This window comes from Paraburkholderia largidicola (assembly GCF_013426895.1).
Taxonomy (GTDB): Bacteria; Pseudomonadota; Gammaproteobacteria; order Burkholderiales; family Burkholderiaceae; genus Paraburkholderia; species Paraburkholderia largidicola.
Window position 1 is genome coordinate 109,215 of sequence record NZ_AP023174.1, and the last position, 20,000, is coordinate 129,214.

Sequence of the window (20,000 nt, forward strand, 5' to 3'; positions counted from 1 at the left end):
AAAACCCGCAATTTTAGCGGAAGTGGGCCGGACGGCCCTTCGTAGTGCCCAATTAGAGTGCGTCGCGAGCGCGACGCACCTGTCAGCCCGCCATCGCCGGATTCAGGTCGACGAGGCGGTTGCTCATCACGTAGAAGGTCAGCTCGGCGTTGTTGCGCAGCTTCATTTTCTCCAGCAAGCGCGTGCGGTAGACGCTCACCGTCTTCACCGACAGCGACAGCGCGTTCGCGATATCCGTCAGCCGCTTGCCCGACGCGAGCATGCACAGCGTCTGGTACTCGCGGTCGGAGAGCTTTTCGTGCGGCAACTGCTCGCCGTCGAATGAAACGTAATCGGCGAGCGCTTCCGCCATCGCCGGACTCACGTATTTGCGGCCCGCCGCCACCTGCTGGATCGCGGCGATCATCTGCGTGGCGTCGACGGTCTTCGACAGGTAGCCGGCCGCGCCTGCCTTCAGCGCGCGCACCGCGTACTGGTCTTCGCGGTACATCGAGAACATCAGCACGGGCACACGCGGCAGCTTGCGCTTCAGCCGCTTGAGCACCTCGACGCCGTTCATATCGGGCAGCGAGATGTCGAGCAGGATCACGTCGTACACATGCTTCGACGCTTCCATCAGCACCTCGGCACCCGTCTGCGCTTCAGCGACGTCGTCGGCGACGTCGCGGTCGATCAGCAGTTGCCGCACGCCCTGACGAACGATGGCGTGATCCTCGGCAATCAGAATGCGCAGGCTCATAACGGGAAGTCAGTGTTCACAAACAGGTTATAAGCGGATCACAGGCGGATTGCGGTGCGTCGAGCGCGCGGCGCGCTGCCCATCAGGACTTTCCACGCGAAGCGCGCGTGCACGGTCGTGCCGCGCGCCTGACCGGCGGACGCGGCGACGCGCAACTCGCCGTCGAACGCGTTGCAGCGCGCGCGCATGCCTGCCAGCCCGAACTGGCGTTCGTCCTGTCCCGCGTGAGCAGGAATGCCGATGCCGTCGTCGCTGACGATGATGCTCAGATGCTGCGCGGTGGCTTCGATGCGCATGTCGGCGCCCGACGCGCGCGCGTGCTTGGCGACGTTGTTCAGCGCTTCCTGGGCGACGCGGAAGACAGCCAGCGATGCATCGGCCGACAGGCGCGTGAGGCGGGCATCGGCGGCGCACACGAAGCTCATCCGCAGGCCAGTGCGCGCGGCGAAGCTGTTGGTCCAGTGCGACAGCGCGCAGACGATGCCCTTGTCGAGCGTCGGCGAATGCAGATCGCCGACGGCCTGTTGCGCCGCTTCAGTGACGGCGTCGAGCGAACGCTGCGCGGTGGCGAGGGCGGTGGTGCATTGAGGCGGGGCGTCGGCGGGCAGCCAGGTCTCGACGTTCGCGAGCGCGAAGCGCGCGGCCGTCAGCTCGGCGCCGAGGCTGTCGTGCAGTTCCTGCGCGACATGGCGGCGCGTGGTTTCCTGTGTGCGGATCAGCTCGGACGACAGCTCGCGCACTCGAGCCTGCAGGCGCGCGAGTTCGTCGCTGGATGCGGTTCGCGTGGCGGCGTCCGCGGTGACGTCGTTCGCTGTCGCGACTTTGCTGGAACGGCGGCGGGCAGACGCATTCGATGCACGCGTGGCATCGCTCGCGCGGGCCGCCGTGCCGTGCGTGTGCATCGGCACTACGATCGACGAATCCATGGCCCTGCTCACGAAACCGAACGGCCGGCGCCACAACGACGCATCGGCAGCATGTAGACGAAAGAACGCATGCGAACCCTGACCCCCAGAGATGTCCGTCACCGGAACTGCCACGACGGAAAAACGCTACGTCGGGACGTAACGAAATTTACATTCTGTAACAAATAGACGACAGTTTCGTTAAAAGTCTGTCAAATGCTGCTTCGTGGCGATCATATCTTAAAAAAAGAAAAAATGCCCGCCCATCTTGGCTTGCAGCGCGAAGTTCACGCAATAGTCGAGGTAAACTTTGCAGGTCGTGTCGGAAAAACGCCTACACGCAAAGTTGTCCAATCGCCATTGGATTTGTAACCTGGTATCTGACTGGGTATGGCCGCGCTTAGGCGCGATCGGCCATCGCTCCATGCAAGCCGGCGCGCCAAAAGAAAAACCGGAGCGCGAAGGCTCCGGTTTCGGGTGTTACGGCTCGCGCGCGCGTCGTGGACGCGGCACCAGCGTGTGTGCGACGCAGTCTTATCCGACGAACGCCTTTTCGACGACGTAGTGGCCAGGATTGTTGTTGCTGCCTTCCTGGAAGCCCAGGCTGTCGAGCAGTTCACGCGTGTCGCGCAGCATGTGCGGGCTGCCGCAGAGCATCACGCGGTCGTTTTCGAGCGAGAAGTGCGGCAGGTCCAGATCTTCGAAGAGCTTCTTCGTTTCGATCAGGTCCGTGATGCGGCCGCGGTTCGCGAACTGCTCGCGCGTGACGGTCGGGTAGTACACCAGCTTTTCCTGGATCAGCTCGCCGATGTGCTCGTGCGCCGGCAGGTGGTCCGTGATGTATTCCTTGTATGCCAGTTCGTCGACGAAACGGCAGGTGTGCGTCAGCACCACGCGCTCGTAGCGGTCATAGACGTCCGGGTCCTTGATGATCGACATAAAGGGCGCGAGGCCCGTGCCGGTGGACAGCAGCCACAGCGTCTTGCCGGGCAGCAGGTTGTCGGCCATCAGCGTGCCCGTCGGCTTCTTGCCGATCAGGACCTGGTCGCCGACCTTCAGATGCTGGAGGCGCGACGTCAGCGGGCCGTCCTGCACCTTGATGCTGAGGAATTCGAGGTTTTCTTCGTAGTTGGCGCTAGCCATGCTGTACGCACGGATCAGCGGCTTGCCGTCGACTTCGAGACCGACCATCGTGAACTGGCCATTTTCGAAGCGGAACGACGCATCGCGCGTGCAGGTGAAGCTGAAAAGCGTATCGGTCCAGTGGTGGACGCTCAGGACGGTTTGTGGATTCAGGTTGCTCATGGCTTCTTCGATGGTGCGAAATCAAGGTCGGCCACATAAAAGCGGGGCCGGCACGGCAAAGGCAATGCACCGTCCCGCGCCGGAAGCGACCCGGGAATGATGCGCAATCCGCTATTTTACCGCGTTACCGCGCCGGGCATTGCCGCAGCGGGTCGAGCGGTGAATGTGGTCTGTCAAGCTGGTTATCAAGCGCCGGCGCGGCTGTCGCCCGGTTTCGCCGGAAACGGCCAGCTGCGGCGCGGCAAGGGTGTACTGCTGGGGTGTGCGGCGTTGGGTCCGTGCCCGGGTGACCCGCGAGAGTGTTGCCCTTCGGGTCTCGCCCGTCCGTGACGGGCGTTGGGCCGTTGCCGCTTGACCGGCTTTCGCCCGTCAGTCATCGGGTGATGGCAGCCGTTCAACGAAAACAGGCGCTGGTAGGCGCTATTTCGGGATAATACCGGAAACTTATCGCGCGCTGCAGCATTGACCCTTCTCCCGAAGCTGGAAAATCCAGCCGGAGACGGCGCCCGCGCTCAGCTTTCGGCGGCGAGTTTCGCGCCCAGGCCGACGAGCAGCGCGCCGCACACGCCGTCGATCGGCCGGCGCAGGCGGCGATAGCCGCGTTGCGTGCGCTCCGTCGCGAACATCAGCGCGACGCTGCCGTACCAGCCCACCGACATCATCCCGATCATCGCGAGCGCCACGCCGTAGAACCACAGCGGCGGATGCGCCGGAAACAGCGTCGCGAAGATACTGGTCCAGAACGCGCAGGATTTCGGATTCGTCAGACAGGTGAGCATGCCTGTGCGCCATGCGCGGAAATGTGCGCCGCGGTCGTTCGCGGGCGGCGTTTCCACGTTCATCACGACGGACTCGCCGCGTTTCGTGCTCGAGCGCACGAGCTTGATGCCGAACCACACCAGATAGATCGCGCCCGCGATGCGAATGCCGTTGTACAGCCAGTCGATCCGTTGCAGCACGGTCGCGAAGCCGAGCATCGCGAGCGAGGCCCAGATGGTCGACCCTGTGCCGACGCCCAGCGCCGACGCCGCGCCGAGCCCGCGCCGTCCTGCCAGCGACAGCTGCGTGATCATGAAGAAGTTCGGACCGGGGCTGACCAGCGCGATCAGATAGACGAGGGCGATTTGCAGGAGGATCGGCAGGTAATGATGCATGGCGACGATTTGCCGCGCGGTGCGGCGGCGCATTGAGCGGGAAGAGGGCGGAACCGCGATCTTACTCCGCCTCGCGCCTGTTTTATCGCCAGTCAGGCAAGCGCGCGATGCGTTTTATCCCGCCGTCTGTCCTGCGCCCGCACCTGTCTCCGTGCGTTTGTGCCCGCGCTGCTTGAGCACGCGCGCCTGCAGCACGATCACGAGCAGCAGGAACACGCCGCGTATCACTGACTGCCAGTACGCCGACAGACTGATGAACCCAAGCCCGTTTTCGAAGTTCAGCAGATTGAACACGAGCCCGAGCAGCAGCACGCCTGCGATGGTCATCGCGATCGAGCCTTCGCCGCCCGTCAGCAGCGTCCCGCCGAGTACCACGGCCGAAATCGCGAACAGTTCCCAGCCGACGCCTTCGTTCGGCTGCCCCGCGCCAAACTGCGCGGCGAGGATCACGCCAGCCAGGCCCGCCAGCAGTCCGCTCACGGCATATACGGCGACCAGCGTGCGGTTCACGTTCAGGCCCATCAGACGCGCCGCTTCCTCGCTGCCGCCGATCGCCAGCGAATGCCGGCCGAAGCGCGTGCTGCGGAGCGCGAGCCAACCCGCGACGGCAGCGACGAGTGCGATCAGGCCGGGGATTGGCAGGCCGAACAGATCGCCCTGTCCGAAGTTCGCGAAGTTCGTATCGGATGAAATCGATACGGCGTCGTTCTTGCCGAGCAGCAGCCCGAGGCCGTGCGCGCCGAGGCTCGTCGCGAGTGTCGTGATGAACGGCAGGATTTTCAGCCGCGTGATGATGATGCCGTTGAGCACGCCGACCAGCAGACCCGCGCCCGCACCCGCGAGCACGGCGACCCAGCCGCCGTATGGACTCGCCAGCGCCGCAACGACGCTCGACATTGCCGCGACCGTGCCGACGGACAGGTCGATGCCGCCCGTGATGATCACGAACGCCATGCCGACGGAGATCAACGCGAACATCGAGTTGTAGCGCCAGAAGGACGTGATGTTGTACTCGGACGCGAAATGCTCGTAGCGAACGAGTCCGAGCACGATCAGCGCACCGAGCGCGATCAGGATGGGCAGGTTCTTTTTCATCGGATCGTCTCTTGCAAATCGTTCAGCGCGAACGGCGCTGCACGTACACCGCCGCGATGATGATGCCCGCCTTCACGACGAGCGCGGCCGCATCGGGAATACCGTGCGCGAGCAGGGTGTAGCGCAACAACTGGATGATCAGCGCGCCGATCAGCGTGCCGCCGATATACGCCTTGCCGCCCGTCAACGCCGTGCCGCCGACGGCCACTGCCGCAATCGCATCGAGTTCGATGCCCAGCCCGACCACGTTCGCATCCGACGACGAATTCACCGAAATCGAAATCAGCCCCGCGAGGCCGGACAGCGCCGCGCACAGCGTGTATGCGATCATCTTCACGCGCGCGGTCGGCACGCCGCTCAGATACGCGGACTTTTCGTTGCCGCCCGTCACCAGCAGATACTGACCGAACAGCGTCTTCTTCACGACCCACGCGAAGAACGCGACGAGCGCGAACATCAGCAGCACCTGGAACGGGACGCCCGCGACCTTGCCAAGCGCGATCCACTGGAAGGCAGGGTTGTTGAACGCCTGCAGGCTGCCGTCGGTGACGACCTGCGCGATGCCGCGCCCGGCGATGAACAGCACCAGCGTCGCGACAATCGGCTGCACGGCTAATCGCGTGACGAGAAAGCCGTTGAACACGCCGCATACGGCAGCGGCCAGAACGGGCAGCACGAACGCGAGCGCGATGCCGAGCGGCCCGGCGATGTGCAGGAACAGCATCGGCGCGAGCGCACCCGCAATCGCCATCGACGCGCCCACCGACAGATCGATGCCGCCCGTCGCCACGACCAGCGTCATGCCGATGCCGACGATCACGATCGTCACGACCTGCGTCAGATTGACGTTGAAGGTCTGCAACGACCAGAAGTGCTGCGTGAAAAGCAGATTGAATACGAGCATCGCCAGCAGCACGACGATCTCGCGCTGAATGGTGATGCGCCGCTTCTTTTTCACTGTCGATGGATCGGGCGACGCTGAAGCCGCTGCGAGCGGCGCGCCGTCGTTGCGCAGCGACTCATGAGCCATGACGGTCGCCCTCCAGTGCATCGTCGATATGCGCGGACTGCGCCGCTTCCACCAGTTGCGAGGTGCCCGGGCTGCCGTAGGCAATCGCGTCCATGATCGCGGATTCGCTCATTTGTGCGCCATCCAGTTCGGCGACCGTGCGCCCGTCGCGGATCACCACGGCGCGATCGGCTACGGCCGTCAGTTCTTCGAGTTCGGAGGCGGACAACAGCACCGCCATGCCTTGGTCGCGCAGTTCGCGCACGATCTTCGCGACATCCGCCTTGGCGCCGACGTCGATGCCGCGTGTCGGCTCGTCGAGCAGCAGCAGCGACGGCTGCGCGGCAAGCCAGCGTGCGAGCAGCACCTTCTGCTGATTGCCGCCCGAGAGTTCGCGGATCGGTTGATCGGGGGAGCGCAGCTTGATGCCGAGCGACGCAATGAAGCGATCGACGATCGTCTGCTGCTTCTTCACATCGACGATGCCGTGCTTCGACAGCGTGCGCAGACAGACGAGCGTCAGGTTGTCGCGCACCGACAGATCCGGCACGATGCCTTCGGCCTTGCGGTCCTCCGTCAGATACGCGAGGCCGCGCGCGATCGCGTCTTGAGGCGATTTCAGCACGACGTCCTTGCCGTTGATCGATACCGTGCCGCGCTCGGCGGGGTCCGCGCCGAACAGCAGGCGCATCGTTTCCGTGCGGCCCGAGCCGAGCAGACCCGCGAGGCCGACGGCTTCGCCCGCGTGCACATCGAGCGATACGTCGCTCACCTTCGGATGCGCGGAAAGATTGCGCGCCGAGATCGCCTTGTCGCCGCGCCGCGCGAGATTCGCCTCGCGCGCGGCGCTGTCGTCCTGCACGACGGCGGCGAGCGTGCGACCGAGCATCGTCGTGACGAGCTGACGCTTGTCGATATCCTTCATTGCGCTTTGTGCGACGGTCTGGCCGTCGCGCATCACCGTCACGCGGTCGCACAGCGCATACAGTTCATCGAGCCGGTGCGACACGAAGATCACCGCGCGCCCGTCGTCGCGCAGCTTGCGCACGACGGTGAACAGCAGTTCGACTTCGCGTTCGTCGAGCGACGAAGTCGATTCGTCCATGATGACCATCTTCGCGTCCGACGACACGGCGCGTGCCAGCGCAACCATCTGCTGAATCGCCGTCGAATAGCTGCCCGCGGGCTTCTTCACGTCGATCTGCAAGCCAAACGATTCGAGCAGCGCGGACGCGCGCCGCTGCACTTCGCGCCAGTCGATCAGACCGAAGCGGCGCGGCTCGCGACCCAGAAAAATGTTCTCTGCCACGGAGCGAAACGGCACCAGGTTGATCTCCTGGTAGATCGTGCTGATGCCTGCTTCGCGCGCTTCTTTCGGCGTGCGGAAATCGATCTCGCGGCCCTCGAAACGCACCGTGCCGCCCGAGCGTCGATAGGCGCCCGTGAGGATCTTGATCATGGTCGATTTGCCGGCGCCGTTCTGGCCGATCAGCGCGTGGACTTCGCCTGCCGCGACGCTGAGATTCGCGCCGCGCAGCGCTGGCACGCCGCCGAAAGAAATGTCGATGCCTTGCATATCGAGCAGTGTCGCGCGCGAAGACGGCGACGGCGGCTGAGCGCCGGGGGCCGCGTCGGAAGGCGCGTGGAATTGCGTCACGTGTGTCTCCTTTGTCGACCAGCGTTGGCGCTTTAGCGCCTTACGCTGGTCCCATGCAACGCGGTCGACCAGCGTTGGCGCTTTAGCGCCTTACGCTGGTCCCATGCAACGCGGTCGACCAGCGTTGGCGCTTTAGCGCCTTACGCTGGTCCCATGCAACGCGGTCGACCAGCGTTAGCGCTCTAGTGCTTACGCGGGTCCCATGCCGCATCGCTCGCGATGCAGCGCGGCCCGTGCCTATCGCAACGGCCGGCGCGAGATTTACATACTGTCGGTCAGTTCGCGACGTTGATGGTACGCCCGACAAAGCGAAGCGACGTTCCATGGAACGTCGCTTCGAACCCTTCCCGTCAGCCGGGCGCGAACGCCCGGTGAAGCCCTGCCTCTGGCCGTGCCGCGCGCCCCGCTGCGTGAAAGCCAGGAACACGCCGGCCGGTTACATCAACGAACGCTCAATAGCCGTACTGCATGCTTTCCTTCACGTTGCCCTTGTCGTAGAAGCGGTCCGACACCTTGACCCACGTCGGAACCTTCTCGCCCTTGGCGAACTTCTCCGCGACATCGCACGCGAGCGGGCCGAAGAACGGGCTCGATTGCACGCTCGCGCCGAGTTCGCCGGCGGCGATGGCTTCGAGGCCGCCCTTTGTGCCGTCGATCGTGACGATCTGGATATCCTTGCCCGGCTGCTTGCCTGCCGCCTTGATCGCGGCGATCGCGCCAAGCGCCATTTCGTCGTTGTGCGCGTAGACAGCCGTGACATCCGGATGCGCCTGCAGCAGCGTTTCCATCACCTGACGACCCTTGTCACGCGCGAAGTCGCCGCTTTGCGACGCGATGATCGACATGCCCGGATTCTTCGCGATGACTTCGTCGAAGCCCTTCTTGCGGTCGTTCGCAGCGGACGCGCCCGTCGTGCCTTCGAGTTCGATGATCTTCGCCTTGCCGCCCGTCGCCTTGACGAGCCAGTCGGCTGCGCGATGGCCCTGGTCGATGAAGTCCGAGCCAATGAACGTGATGTAGTCGCGGCCCGCCTTCGCCACCGATTGATCGACGTTGCGGTCGACGAGAATCACGGGAATACCCGCCTTCTTCGCCTGCAACACGACAGGCGCGAGCGGCTTCTCTTCACGCGGCGGGAACACGAGCAGATCGACGTGCTGCGCGATCATGCTCTGGATGTCGGAGACCTGCTTCGAGTTGGACCCGTTGGCATCCGTCATCACCATCTGCCAGCCGCACTTTGCGGCGATGTCCTTGAAGCTTTGCGTTTCGGCGAGGCGCCACGGGTTGTTGCTCTCCGTCTGCGCGAAGCCCACTTTCAGCGGTTTCTTGGCGGGAATCTTCGGCAGATCGTCAGCCTGCGCCGACGCCATCCCAAATCCCAAAGCCATTGCCAGCAATGCTGCGGCGAGCGGCTGAAGCCGTTGCCCGCGCGAATCCCGATTGTGCGACGCCATGTCTTCCTCCAGTACCAGTTGGTGTGTTTTGCTTTTGTGCTTCAACTGCCGCCGGCACGTCGGTGGTGACCGGACGTGCCGATTATTCCATCGCGAATTATTATTGGTCAATCACTAATAATATTAATTGCTGCGCGTTTTGCCTCGGTAATTTCCCTGACTGAGCCACGTTCGATCAACGGACCGTCGAGCTTCACCATCCGGTGGCGCACGGGCGCGCCCGCCGCCTGGTTGTGCACTTCCTGAAGCAGCGTGTCGACGGCCCAGCGCCCCAGTTCGTAGTTCGGCAGCACGACGGTCGACAGCGGCGGATGCGTGTGGCGAGCGATTTCCTGATCGTCGTAGCCGAGCACGGAGACGTCGTCGGGCACGCGGTAGCCGAGCTGTTTCAGTGCCTCGATCGCGCCGAGCGCCATCAGGTCGTTCGCACAGAAGATCGCGGTCGGCGGATTGGGCTCGCGCATCAGCGACAGCGTGTGCTCGAAGCCCGTACCCGAACTCCAGTCGCCGTCGCGGACCAGCTCAGGCGCGAACGGCAGGTCGGCGGTAGCGAGCGCGGTGCGATAGCCCTTCAAACGGTCTTTCGCCGCGTCCTGCCAGTGCTCGCCGTTGATGTAGCCGATTCGCCGGTGTCCCGCACGCAGCAGGAATTCGGTCGCGACATGGCCGCCCGCGACTTCGGCTGGCACGATCGACGACTGGCCGCCCTCGCTGGTGTAGCAGTTCAGCAGTACGGTCGGCACGCGCGCGAGCGCGGCGGGCAGCGTCACCTTGCGGGTGTAGACGGTCGCGTAGATCACGCCGAATACGGTCGGGCTTGCGAGGGCCGCGTCCAGCACCTGCTGCTCGATGTCGGCGTTGCCGTGCGTCGAGTAGACCGCGAGCAGCTTGCCGTTCGCGTAGGCGGCATCGCGCGCGCCGTCGATGTTCACGACGGGGTGCGGACTGGTCGAGATTTCGTCGGCGAGATAGATGATCAGATTGCGCTCGCCCGACGACGGCGGCAGCGGTTCACGCGGGGTGAGGCGATAGCCGAGATCCTGCGCAGTTTTCAGCACCTTGTTGCGAGTGGCTTCGGAAAACTTGGCGCTGCTCGCGTTGTTCAGGACGAGAGAAACAGTCGATTGCGACACGCCAGTGAGCTTGGCGATATCGGTCATCGTCGGGCGGCGCTGAGTCGATTTTTTCATTGATCTGGCCGCGCAACGGCGGCTCGTTGACGGTGAATGCCGCAGGCATCGTTGTACTGACGGTACCACTAATAATATGCGCTGGACAACACACGCAAACCCCGCTTTTTTACTCCACTACGACCGCCTCAGTGGTGGATTTCACCGGTATTATTACTAATAATATTGACCGATGAGTTCTGCCGTGCGATTCTCGCTCGCGCGGGCCGCTTCGGCGCATGGCATCGAACGCGCGCGCCCCGATGACGTCGCAACCGCCCACGCCCATTCAAACGACTATGCGCGAAGCTTCTCTCCATCCGTCCGCAGCCGATCCCGCCACCGATCTGCGCATCGACGATCCGTCGCTCGTCGTCTTGTCCAGCGGCGATACGACGCTCGTGGTCGCGCCGGAAGTCGGCGGATCGATTGCTGCTTATTTCGAGGTTGTCCGCGAGCCAACGTCGCAACGCGCGCTGCACTGGCTGCGTCCGGCCACGCGCGCAGCGCTCGCCGCTGGCGATCCGCTGCGGATGGCGAGCTTCCCGCTGTTTCCGTATTGCAACCGCATTCGCGATGCGCGCTTCGAGTTCGACGGTCGCACGATCGATCTGGGCGGCGACGGAAACGGCTATGCGCACGCGCTGCACGGCCACGCGTGGCGCCGGCCGTGGCGCGTCGGCGCGCGCACGGCTTCATCGGTCGAACTGCATTTCGAGCATGAGCCGGACAGCGAAAAGCGCGGCGACTGGCCGTTTCACTATCGCGCGAGTCAGCGCATTGAATTGCGGGGCGATGCGCTACACGTGACGCTTGCCGCACAGAACCTGTCGGACAGCCCGATGCCGTTCGGCATGGGCCATCATCCGTACTATCCGCGCACGGCGAACACGGTGATCACCGCGCATGTGGACCAAATGTGGCATGCCGACGCGCATGTGTTGCCGACGCATCTCGGCCCGCATGGCGCGGTCGATGCGCTCAGGCGCGGCATGAGTGCCGATGCCTTCGATCTGGACAATAACTTCAGCGGCTGGACGCGCAGCGCGACGATTGCATGGCCTGACGAAGCGCGCAGCCTGACGATGACCGCCGATGCGCCGTTCGACCATATGGTGGTGTTCGCGCCCGCGAACGATGTGCAGTTGTGCGTCGAGCCCGTCACGAATACGACCGACTGCTTCAACGCGAACGCCAGCGATGGTGCACGAGAGCGCACGGGCTACCGCGTGTTGCAGCCCGGCGAAACGATCAGCGCCGGGATCAGCTGGAAGCCGCAGCGCGCCTGATACAGACGCACCGAAGCGCGTTCAGTCGACGCGCAGCCGCGCCATATACGGCAGGTGATCCGATAGCCACGCTGTCTCTTGCGCCGGCTGGATCCATTCGACGGGCTTCATGCCGCGCACGAACATCTTGTCGAGCGCGAGCGCGGGCGAAAACGCGGGAAACGTGCGCCCCGGCTCGCCGAGCAGCGTCGCGACTTCTTCGAGGCCGTGCTCGCGGAAAAGCGGCACGGAATCGTTGCGCCAGTCGTTGAAGTCGCCCGCGAGCACGAGCGGACCGTCGGGCGCCTCCTTCGAAATCCAGTGCGCGATCCAGTTCATCTGACGCAGCCGCGCCTGGCGCGTCAGCGCGAGATGCGCGCACAGCAGCGTCACCGCGTGGCCGCCGAACGTCGCGCGCGCAACGAGCAGGCCGCGTCGCTCGAAGCGGTGCGCGGAAATGTCCCAACGTCCGCCGAGATCGAGCGGATGCGGCGACAGGATCGCATTGCCATGCCGCCACGACGGCTTGAACACGTTCGGCCCTAGCGCGATCTGCAACTGCAGCGCGTCGGCGATTTCGGTCGCCTGACAATGCCATACGTCGTTGTCGATGTCGCCCAGGCGCGCGCCAAACGAGCTGGCCAGTACGGGGCCGGGCATCCGGCGCGCCATCGCTTCCTGCAGGAAGTACGCGTCGGCATGAACGGACTGCACCCAGCGCTGCATCGCCTGCCATGCCTGGAAGCCGAGTGGCGAGCGGCCCTTGTGCAGGTTCCAGCTCACGGCGATGAAGTCTTTCCGGTCTAAGTTTTCGCGTATCAGTTCTTCGGGGTTTCGCATGCCGCGTTATCCACGTCTTTCGTTAAGTTCACGGGTTGTTTGCGACGCTTGCACGCAATCGATATACGAGATTCGGGTCCTTGTCGACGATCGTCCACGAAGTCCAGTCGCCGGGCGGCACCTTCAGCCCCGGATGGCTCGCGCTCACCTGACGAGGCTGCGGCGGCAGCTTGCAGCCGGTGCTCGTGGTGCGCGTGGACGGTTCTTCGAGCGTTTCCTGGGCGTCGATCAGGAACGTGACGCCGCTGGCATCCGCCTGGGTCGGCGAAAGGGTCAGCGTGCGGGCGAGATCGATGCTGCCCGCCGGCACGTCCTTGCAACCGACGCTGTTCTGCACCACGTGATGGTGCGTATCCGTGCGCGCCTGGCCGACGGTCGTGTTGCCGTCGAACGAATCGATCTGCTGGCCGTCGCGCATCACCTGCAGTTCCCATTTGACGACGGGCGGCGCGCTGCGCGGCTGCGTTTGCGCCATCGCGCCCTGCGCCATCAACGTGGTGCCGAACACGGCGGCAACGAGGCTGGTCTTCCACATGAACAAAAAGTCTCCGGAATCGCTGCGTTTCGCTAAAGCGTGCGGCATCCGCGCGTTCTTTCTGCGACCGCCGACCATCTTACGCTTTATCGGGATAATGGTTTTCTGACACCCGATCTGGAACCAAGGTTCAGCGCCGGTGGTTACATTGCATTGCAGATAGGGGCGCGGATGTGTCGATTCAAGCAATTGCCTCGCCCGACATGTGCGGTTAGCAGCAGACCCGCATGATTGCTGGCTTGCATGCCATTTCGGCGTCGTTACACTGAAATTGAAGCGGCGTCGGGGACGCTGCCGATGCAAGATCAGCACGACGGGGTGAAGCAATGACAACGGCCATGGTGAAGCAGGAAATTGCGGTTGCATCGTTCAGCAAGGTCTATGACCTGGATCAGGTCGAGACGGCGTTGAACGAACTCAGCGAAGGCGCCAACGACGCACTGCGCTCCACATACGAAAAGATGCTGAAGGTCGGCAATCTGCGGTTTTGCGTGAAGCCGAACCGGATGCCGTCCATCGACGATCTGATCGAGTCGTTGCCCAACTTCACCGAGCCGCTCGACGACATCCGCAAGCAGGTCGCGCTGTGCCTCGAAACGGAGGACCGCCTCGAACTGATGCCGATCCTGCTGCTCGGCGATCCCGGCATCGGCAAGACGCATTTCGCGAAGCAGTTGTCACGGATGCTCGGCACCGCGTATCACTACGTCGCGATGAGTTCGTTGACGGCGGGCTGGATTCTGTCGGGTGCGTCGTCGCAATGGAAGAACGCGAAGCCGGGCAAGGTGTTCGATGCGCTGGTGCACGGCAGCTACGCGAACCCGGTGATCGCCGTCGATGAAATCGACAAGGCAACGGGCGACTCGCAATACGATCCGCTCGGCGCGCTTTACGCGCTGCTGGAGCACGACACTGCGCAGACGTTTATCGACGAGTTCGCGGAGATTCCGATCAACGCGGGCCATGTGATCTGGATCGCGACCGCGAACGACGAACGGGCGATTCCGGAGCCGATCCTGAACCGGATGAACGTCTACGAGATTCCGCCGCCGGACCGGGACGGCTCGCGGCGCATCGCGCAGTCGATCTACAACGAAATCCGCTCGGCGCACGGCTGGGGCCAGCGGTTTCCCGCGCAACTGGGCGGCGCGGCGCTCGACGCGCTGGCGCAGGCGTCGCCGCGTGAAATGCGGCGCGCCATCCTGAACGGCTTCGGCTCGGCGCGAATCGCGAGCCGGGACCATATCGGCGCCGACGACATTCGCCTTGACTACAATTCGCGCCGCAAACCGATCGGTTTCTAGCGTCAATCGCGTGATTTATGCGAACAGGCCGCGCTTGCGCGGTCTGTTCATTGTTCCAATGGTGCAGCTATTCCATAGCGTAAGCAGGGCGAATTGCGCCTGATTTGAACATATTCGAGCAACAGTCAATTCCGCTAATGAGGGTCGGCAATCCGATAGGCGAGGACTAGACTCCGTTCACTGAAATGCAAACCGCGTTTCGTTTGAACTGGACTTCACCTCAGGAACCGATCATGAAGAAGCTCTCGCTTGCCGCTTTGCTGATTTCCGCAGTCGTCGCCGCGCCCGCTTTCGCCAGCGGCTACAGTCCGGCTCCGACGCAGACGCCCTCTAGCGTCAACGGACCGAAGACGCGCGCTGAGGTGAGGGCCGATCTGGCGCAAGCCCGCGCGAATGGCGAACTGAGCCTGAATCCGAACGCACCCGCTTATCCTCAGCAGTTTGCGACGGGCGGCTATACGGTGCCGATCGCCCATGTGGACCTGCGCCATCTGTTCAAACGCACAACTGCACAGGATTGATCAAGCCTGTTGTGGCTCCGGCGGAACGGGGCCGCCAAATTCACCTAGAATGAGCGTCGTGGGCGTACACTGAGTCAAACGCTCGACGCGTTCCCACATATTGATGCCCGCAGCCGCACAAGGCTGCGGGCATTTGTGTCTGTAGCGCGTCGCGTCATTTCGCATTGTGCATGTGAAGCGTTCGACAGCACGCGGTCACGGTTTCGACGACACCGCACGCTATCGAAATCCTGGTGGATGACGAGGTAGAACGCGGCGCTTCAAGCCGCGTCCAACGGACATGGATCAGATCGAATGTGTGGTGATCGGCGCTGGTGTCGTCGGTCTTGCCGTCGCGCGTGCGCTGGCTGCTCGCGGACGTGAAGTGATCGTGCTGGAAGCGGCGGAAGCCATCGGCGTCGGCACGAGTTCCCGCAACAGCGAAGTGATACACGCGGGCATCTACTATCCGCGCGGTTCGCTCAAGGCGGCGCTGTGCGTGCGTGGCCGCGAGATGCTGTACGACTACTGCGCCGAACGCGGCGTGCCGCACCAGCGCTGCGGCAAATTGCTCGTCGCGACTGCGCGCAACCAGATTCCCCAGCTAGAAAGCATCATGGCGCGCGGCAAGGAAAACGGCGTGCTGGATCTGATGCGTATCAGCGGCGAGGAAGCCCAGGCGCTGGAACCGGCACTGCAATGTGTCGAAGCGGTGTTCTCGCCGCAGACGGGCATTGTCGATAGCCATCAACTGATGCTCGCACTGCAAGGCGATGCGGAACGCGACGGCGCTGTCTGCGCGTTCCATGCGCCCGTCGAAGCGATCGAAGCGATCAACGCGCGTTTCATCGTGAAGGTAGGCGGCAGCTCGCCGACCACGATTGGCGCTGCGTGCGTGATCAACAGCGCGGGGCTGCAGGCGAACGCGATCGCACGCAAGATTCGCGGGCTCGACGCGCGTCATGTGCCGCCGCTCTATCTTGCGCGCGGCAACTACTTCAGCATTTCGGGCCGCGCGCCGTTCAACCGGCTGATCTATCCGATGCCGAACGAAGCAGGACTCGGCGTGCATCTGACGATCGATCTCGGCGGCCAGGCGCGCTTCGGCCCGGACGTCGAATGGGTCGATTCGATCAACTACGACGTCGATCCGCATCGGGCCGAATCGTTCTATGCGGCGATCCGCGCGTATTGGCCCGCGTTGCCCGATCATGCGCTGCAACCGGCATATGCGGGTATTCGTCCGAAGCTGTCCGGTCCCGGCGAGCCCGCCGCCGACTTCCTGATTCAGGGTCCCGCCGCGCACGGCGTGCGTGGTCTCGTGAATCTGTTCGGAATCGAGTCGCCGGGTTTGACGGCGTCGCTGGCGATTGCGCAGCGCGTGTGCGAAGTCAGTGGCCGCGCCTGAAGGCGCAAGTCTGCAGCGAACCGTGCCGCGTGAATTCGACATCGTTATGTAGCGAAGGTGACACCGCCGTGACGCGCTTGGCAGTCGCGCACACGCAGTACGATTCGCTTATGACGGGGATTTGAAGCATCACGCGCGCCGGCTTCATTGATATGCTTGGGGACCGCTGTCGTTAGAACGGCGTAGATCCCCACAATACCAATGGAGTGAGTTCCCATGAACAATTCCCGTCGTACGTTTCTGATCACGAGTATCGGTGTGGCATCGACGCTCGCGCTGTCGCGCCAGGCGTTCGCCGATGCACCGAAGGTCGCGGAATCCGATCCGACCGCGCAGGCGCTCGGCTACAAGGAAGACGCGTCCAAGGTCGACAAGGCCAAATACGCGAAGTATGCAGCCGGCCAGGACTGCGGCAATTGCAGTTTCTATCAGGGCAAGGCCACCGACGCGTACGCGGGCTGCCCGATGTTCGCCGGCAAGCAGGTCGCGAGCAAGGGTTGGTGCAGCGCATATAACAAGAAGGCCTGATACCAGGAAATCCAGTCGGCGTGGGCATGCATCGGAAGATGCAATGCAGCATCGCCGCACCTGCCTCTCGTAGCACCGGATAGAGCGCGCGCCGTGCAACGCGGTGTCGCGCTCTTTGTCGTATGAAAGTTGCTTGAAATACGATGTCGTGCTCTTTTACACTCGCATGGCTTGCGCGCGCGGCCTCACGACGGCCCATTCGAATCACTTCAAATCAACGCACCCCGACGCCTCGACGAAGGGCGGAGACATCGATGTCACAAGCAGCGAGGAGCCTCAATACCCGTGCGGTCACAGCGGCCGTCATCGGTAATGCACTCGAGTGGTATGACTTCACCGTCTTTGGTTTTCTCACCGTCGTCATCGCTGAACTCTTCTTTCCCTCCAGCAGCGACTACGCGTCGATTCTTCTCACCACGGCAACCTTCGGTGTCGCGTTCTGCATGCGGCCTGTTGGCGGCATCGTGCTCGGCCTGTACGCGGATCGCGCGGGACGCAAGGCGGCATTGTCCCTTGTCATCGCGTTGATGACGCTCGGCATTCTGCTGCTCGCCATCGCGCCGCCGTACTCGGCAATCGGCATAGGCGGGCCGATCATCATCGTGGTCGGGCGTCTGTTGCAAGGATTCTCCGCGGGCGGCGAGTTCGGCAGTTCGACCGCGCTGCTGATCGAAGCGGCGCCGTTCTCGAAGCGCGGTCTGTACGGCAGCTGGCAGATGGCGAGCCAGGCGGCGGCACTGCTGCTCGGCGCGATCGTCGGCGCGCTGGTGACGCGCGGTCTGTCGCCGGAAGCGCTCAAATCATGGGGCTGGCGCGTGCCGTTCATCATCGGTCTCATGATCGGCCCGATCGGTTTCTACATTCGCCGCAATCTCGCGGATTCCGAAGCATTTTTGCACGCGAAGAAGACCGCACGCCGCGCGACGCTCAGCGAGCTTTTCGCGCACCATACGCGCGACGTGCTCTGCGGTCTTGGCTCGGTGATCGCGCTGACGGTCACGATCTACGTGCTGATCAGCTATCTGCCGACCTTCGCGGTCAAGCAACTGAAGCTGCCTTATTCGGATTCGTTCACGGCTGTGATCGTCGGCAATCTGCTGCTGATGGTGTTGTCGCCGCTGACGGGCGCGTGGTCCGATCGCATCGGGCGCAAGGGTTTGTCGCTGTGGTCGCTGGGCATCACGCTGGTGGTGATCTATCCGCTCTTCGCATGGCTCGCAGAAGCGCCGAGCGTCTCGAAGCTGATTCTCGTCCAGGCGGTATTGTCGATCACGCTGTCCGGCTACTACGGCCCATTCGGCGCGCTGATGGCCGAACTCTTTCCCGCGAACGTGCGCTCAATCGGCCTTTCGCTCGCCTACAACTTCGCGGTGATGCTGTTCGGCGGCTTCGGCCAGTTCATCGTCACGTGGCTCATCGAGACAACCGGTTCGCCGCTTGCGCCGACGTACTACGTGATGTGCGGGCTCGCGCTGTCGATCATCGCCGTCGCGTGCATGCCAGCGAAACGTCACGCCGATCTCGATGCGATGCGCAAGCCCGTCGATGCGTTGGAGCGCCGCTAGCTTCGCGCGGGCATCAGCGGCGGCCGCCTGCCGAACCACGGACGCGCCATCTCCAGTTGCGCGGCGAGCCGCAGTAACGTCGCTTCACCGCCGTCACGCGTGGCGAACTGCACGCCGATGGGCAGTCCACGTGCATTCCAGTAGAGCGGCACCGACATCGCCGGTTGCCCCGTCAGATTGAACAACTCCGTGCATCCCGCCCACGCGAACGCCTTGTTCGAGACTTCCGTCAGCAGCTTGCGCATCAGCGGCTCGACGGGAACGGTGGTGACGGCGCGCATCTGCATTTTCTCGACGGCGGTGGGCTGCATTTCACCGATCTTGATCGGCGCGGAAGCGAGCGTCGCGCACAGAATCACGTCATAGCGCGTCATCAGATCCGCGAGCTTCGCGCTCACCTGACGCTGCGCTTCGAGTGCTGCGGGCAACTCGCGTTCGCCGAATTTGCGGCCGATATGTCCCATCGTCCACGTGGCGATTTCGAATTCCTCGCGATTCGGCTTGCGGCCCGTGATCTGATCGGCCCTCAGCACGAGGTTTTCGGCGCTCACGGACCAGATCATCAGAAACGCTTCGCGCAGGCTCGCGAAGTCGATGCCTAGCGATACGGGTTCGATGTGATGGCCCAGCGACGCGGCGAGTTGCGCGGCGTCGTCGAGCGCGGCGCGGGCGTCGGCGGACAGCGCGCGGGCGAGCATCGGATCCGTGACGAACGCGATGTGCAGCGGCTTGCACGGCTCGCTGGCGGCGGCGAGGAAGGTGCCGGGCGCGCCCATCGGACGGTCGGCGTTGCCTGAAGTGAGATCGAGCAGCAGCGCGCTGTCGCGCACGCTGCGCGAAACCGCGTGATCGATGCCGAGGTCGCCGGGCGCGGGCACCGCGTTCGACGGCTGCCGTCCGCGCGACGGCTTGAGCCCGAACAGGCCGCAACACGACGCAGGAATACGGATCGAGCCGCCGCCGTCCGACGCATGCGCGAGCGGCACGATGCCCGCCGCGACGGCGGCGGCCGAGCCGCCGCTCGAGCCGCCCGGCGTGTGATCGAGGCTCCACGGGTTGCGGCACGGCCCAAACAGTTCGGGCTCCGTATAAGGCATCTGGCCCATTTCCGACGTGCTCGTCTTGCCGAAGATGTTGAGTCCGGCGGCGCGCGTGGCCGTGACGAGCGGCGCGTCTTCGTCTGGAATGAAGTGGCGGTAATGGCGGCTGCCCATCGACATCCGCAGCCCTTTGACGGGCAGTCCGAGATCCTTGACCAGATACGGGACGCCCGCGAGCGGTCCGTCGGCCAGCGTGTCACCGCCCGACGCATCGCCGTTGCCATTCGCCTGTTCTCGCGATGCGCGCTGACGGGCGGCATCGTAGTCCTTCAGCACAATGGCATTGATCGCGGGATTGGCGGCTTCGGCGCGCGCGATTGCTGTTTCCAGCAATTCGCGCGCGCTCACCTTGCGCTTGCGCACGAGATCGGCGAGGCCGATCGCGTCATGATCGAGATAATCGGATTGCACGACGACGACCCCCGCGGACAGGAATGGTGATGGCGGCACGCGCGGGGCGTC

Annotated in this window: 18 protein-coding genes; 6 read left to right on the forward strand and 12 right to left on the reverse strand. The window is 63.8% G+C overall.

Annotated elements, in window-relative coordinates; genetic code table 11:
- Positions 1-82: 82 nt before the first annotated feature.
- From rqpR to PPGU16_RS00525, 9 genes are all read right to left on the reverse strand, one after another.
- Positions 83-739, reverse strand: a complete 657-nt coding sequence (rqpR, locus tag PPGU16_RS00485; protein ID WP_180721232.1) for a response regulator transcription factor RqpR — start codon at positions 737-739, stop codon at positions 83-85.
- Between the two features lie 38 nt (positions 740-777).
- Positions 778-1,665 (reverse strand): sensor histidine kinase, encoded by an 888-nt coding sequence (locus PPGU16_RS00490; RefSeq protein ID WP_180721233.1) that lies wholly within the window; start codon positions 1,663-1,665, stop codon positions 778-780.
- 513 nt (positions 1,666-2,178) lie between these two features.
- Complete coding sequence (locus tag PPGU16_RS00495; RefSeq protein WP_035987107.1) at positions 2,179-2,949, reverse strand: ferredoxin--NADP reductase; 771 nt, start codon at positions 2,947-2,949, stop codon at positions 2,179-2,181.
- A gap of 512 nt (positions 2,950-3,461) precedes the next feature.
- Entirely contained in the window at positions 3,462-4,103 is a 642-nt protein-coding gene (locus PPGU16_RS00500; protein ID WP_180721234.1) for a LysE family translocator, read from the reverse strand.
- A gap of 114 nt (positions 4,104-4,217) precedes the next feature.
- Positions 4,218-5,198, reverse strand: coding sequence for an ABC transporter permease (locus tag PPGU16_RS00505; protein WP_180721235.1), 981 nt, complete (start codon positions 5,196-5,198; stop codon positions 4,218-4,220).
- A gap of 22 nt (positions 5,199-5,220) precedes the next feature.
- Complete coding sequence (locus PPGU16_RS00510; RefSeq protein ID WP_243460556.1) at positions 5,221-6,228, reverse strand: ABC transporter permease; 1,008 nt, start codon at positions 6,226-6,228, stop codon at positions 5,221-5,223.
- Positions 6,218-7,783: a sugar ABC transporter ATP-binding protein gene (locus PPGU16_RS00515; protein ID WP_180722506.1), complete on the reverse strand. Its 1,566-nt coding sequence runs from the start codon at positions 7,781-7,783 to the stop codon at positions 6,218-6,220. The genes PPGU16_RS00510 and PPGU16_RS00515 overlap by 11 nt, the downstream gene beginning before the upstream one ends.
- A gap of 533 nt (positions 7,784-8,316) precedes the next feature.
- Positions 8,317-9,321: an ABC transporter substrate-binding protein gene (locus PPGU16_RS00520; protein ID WP_180721236.1), complete on the reverse strand. Its 1,005-nt coding sequence runs from the start codon at positions 9,319-9,321 to the stop codon at positions 8,317-8,319.
- Between the two features lie 107 nt (positions 9,322-9,428).
- Positions 9,429-10,481: a LacI family DNA-binding transcriptional regulator gene (locus tag PPGU16_RS00525; RefSeq protein ID WP_180722507.1), complete on the reverse strand. Its 1,053-nt coding sequence runs from the start codon at positions 10,479-10,481 to the stop codon at positions 9,429-9,431.
- 308 nt (positions 10,482-10,789) lie between these two features.
- Between PPGU16_RS00525 and PPGU16_RS00530 the strand changes: the two genes are divergently transcribed.
- Positions 10,790-11,779 carry an aldose 1-epimerase gene (locus PPGU16_RS00530; protein WP_238266318.1) on the forward strand — a complete coding sequence of 330 codons (990 nt, stop codon included), beginning with the start codon at positions 10,790-10,792 and terminating at the stop codon, positions 11,777-11,779.
- A 21-nt stretch (positions 11,780-11,800) separates the two neighbouring features.
- Here the strand turns inward: PPGU16_RS00530 and PPGU16_RS00535 are convergent, their stop codons facing one another.
- Positions 11,801-12,598: an endonuclease/exonuclease/phosphatase family protein gene (locus tag PPGU16_RS00535; protein ID WP_180721238.1), complete on the reverse strand. Its 798-nt coding sequence runs from the start codon at positions 12,596-12,598 to the stop codon at positions 11,801-11,803.
- A gap of 28 nt (positions 12,599-12,626) precedes the next feature.
- Entirely contained in the window at positions 12,627-13,133 is a 507-nt protein-coding gene (locus tag PPGU16_RS00540; RefSeq protein WP_180721239.1) for a hypothetical protein, read from the reverse strand.
- Positions 13,134-13,459: 326 nt separating this feature from the next.
- On the opposite strand from PPGU16_RS00540, the gene PPGU16_RS00545 reads away from it, so the two are divergent.
- The 5 genes from PPGU16_RS00545 to PPGU16_RS00565 all read left to right on the forward strand — a co-directional run bounded on the left by PPGU16_RS00545 (position 13,460) and on the right by PPGU16_RS00565 (position 18,438).
- Positions 13,460-14,437: an AAA family ATPase gene (locus PPGU16_RS00545; protein ID WP_180721240.1), complete on the forward strand. Its 978-nt coding sequence runs from the start codon at positions 13,460-13,462 to the stop codon at positions 14,435-14,437.
- 233 nt (positions 14,438-14,670) lie between these two features.
- Positions 14,671-14,958 (forward strand): DUF4148 domain-containing protein, encoded by a 288-nt coding sequence (locus PPGU16_RS00550; RefSeq protein ID WP_180721241.1) that lies wholly within the window; start codon positions 14,671-14,673, stop codon positions 14,956-14,958.
- Positions 14,959-15,238: 280 nt separating this feature from the next.
- Complete coding sequence (locus PPGU16_RS00555) at positions 15,239-16,345, forward strand: NAD(P)/FAD-dependent oxidoreductase (protein ID WP_180721242.1); 1,107 nt, start codon at positions 15,239-15,241, stop codon at positions 16,343-16,345.
- Between the two features lie 216 nt (positions 16,346-16,561).
- Entirely contained in the window at positions 16,562-16,873 is a 312-nt protein-coding gene (locus PPGU16_RS00560; RefSeq protein ID WP_091778120.1) for a high-potential iron-sulfur protein, read from the forward strand.
- 254 nt (positions 16,874-17,127) lie between these two features.
- Positions 17,128-18,438, forward strand: a complete 1,311-nt coding sequence (locus PPGU16_RS00565) for an MFS transporter (protein ID WP_180721243.1) — start codon at positions 17,128-17,130, stop codon at positions 18,436-18,438.
- Here PPGU16_RS00565 and PPGU16_RS00570 read toward each other — a convergent pair.
- On the reverse strand, positions 18,435-19,949 hold the full coding sequence (locus PPGU16_RS00570; protein ID WP_180722508.1) for an amidase: 1,515 nt from the start codon (positions 19,947-19,949) through the stop codon (positions 18,435-18,437). The two genes, PPGU16_RS00565 and PPGU16_RS00570, sit on opposite strands and share 4 nt — an antisense overlap.
- Between the last annotated feature and the right edge of the window lie 51 nt (positions 19,950-20,000).

What these genes read in the sequence shown, in the direction of transcription:
- PPGU16_RS00495 (WP_035987107.1), bottom strand. Translation starts at nt 2,949, where the DNA reads ATGAGCAACCTGAATCCACAAACCGTCCTGAGCGTCCACCACTGGACC.
- PPGU16_RS00505 (WP_180721235.1), bottom strand. Translation starts at nt 5,198, where the DNA reads ATGAAAAAGAACCTGCCCATCCTGATCGCGCTCGGTGCGCTGATCGTG.
- PPGU16_RS00515 (WP_180722506.1), bottom strand. Translation starts at nt 7,783, where the DNA reads ATGCAAGGCATCGACATTTCTTTCGGCGGCGTGCCAGCGCTGCGCGGC.
- PPGU16_RS00500 (WP_180721234.1), bottom strand. Translation starts at nt 4,103, where the DNA reads ATGCATCATTACCTGCCGATCCTCCTGCAAATCGCCCTCGTCTATCTG.
- PPGU16_RS00540 (WP_180721239.1), bottom strand. Translation starts at nt 13,133, where the DNA reads ATGTGGAAGACCAGCCTCGTTGCCGCCGTGTTCGGCACCACGTTGATG.
- PPGU16_RS00560 (WP_091778120.1), top strand. Translation starts at nt 16,562, where the DNA reads ATGAACAATTCCCGTCGTACGTTTCTGATCACGAGTATCGGTGTGGCA.
- PPGU16_RS00525 (WP_180722507.1), bottom strand. Translation starts at nt 10,481, where the DNA reads ATGACCGATATCGCCAAGCTCACTGGCGTGTCGCAATCGACTGTTTCT.
- PPGU16_RS00555 (WP_180721242.1), top strand. Translation starts at nt 15,239, where the DNA reads ATGGATCAGATCGAATGTGTGGTGATCGGCGCTGGTGTCGTCGGTCTT.
- PPGU16_RS00545 (WP_180721240.1), top strand. Translation starts at nt 13,460, where the DNA reads ATGACAACGGCCATGGTGAAGCAGGAAATTGCGGTTGCATCGTTCAGC.
- PPGU16_RS00520 (WP_180721236.1), bottom strand. Translation starts at nt 9,321, where the DNA reads ATGGCGTCGCACAATCGGGATTCGCGCGGGCAACGGCTTCAGCCGCTC.
- rqpR (WP_180721232.1), bottom strand. Translation starts at nt 739, where the DNA reads ATGAGCCTGCGCATTCTGATTGCCGAGGATCACGCCATCGTTCGTCAG.
- PPGU16_RS00530 (WP_238266318.1), top strand. Translation starts at nt 10,790, where the DNA reads ATGCGCGAAGCTTCTCTCCATCCGTCCGCAGCCGATCCCGCCACCGAT.
- PPGU16_RS00535 (WP_180721238.1), bottom strand. Translation starts at nt 12,598, where the DNA reads ATGCGAAACCCCGAAGAACTGATACGCGAAAACTTAGACCGGAAAGAC.
- PPGU16_RS00510 (WP_243460556.1), bottom strand. Translation starts at nt 6,228, where the DNA reads ATGGCTCATGAGTCGCTGCGCAACGACGGCGCGCCGCTCGCAGCGGCT.
- PPGU16_RS00550 (WP_180721241.1), top strand. Translation starts at nt 14,671, where the DNA reads ATGAAGAAGCTCTCGCTTGCCGCTTTGCTGATTTCCGCAGTCGTCGCC.
- PPGU16_RS00565 (WP_180721243.1), top strand. Translation starts at nt 17,128, where the DNA reads ATGTCACAAGCAGCGAGGAGCCTCAATACCCGTGCGGTCACAGCGGCC.
- PPGU16_RS00490 (WP_180721233.1), bottom strand. Translation starts at nt 1,665, where the DNA reads ATGGATTCGTCGATCGTAGTGCCGATGCACACGCACGGCACGGCGGCC.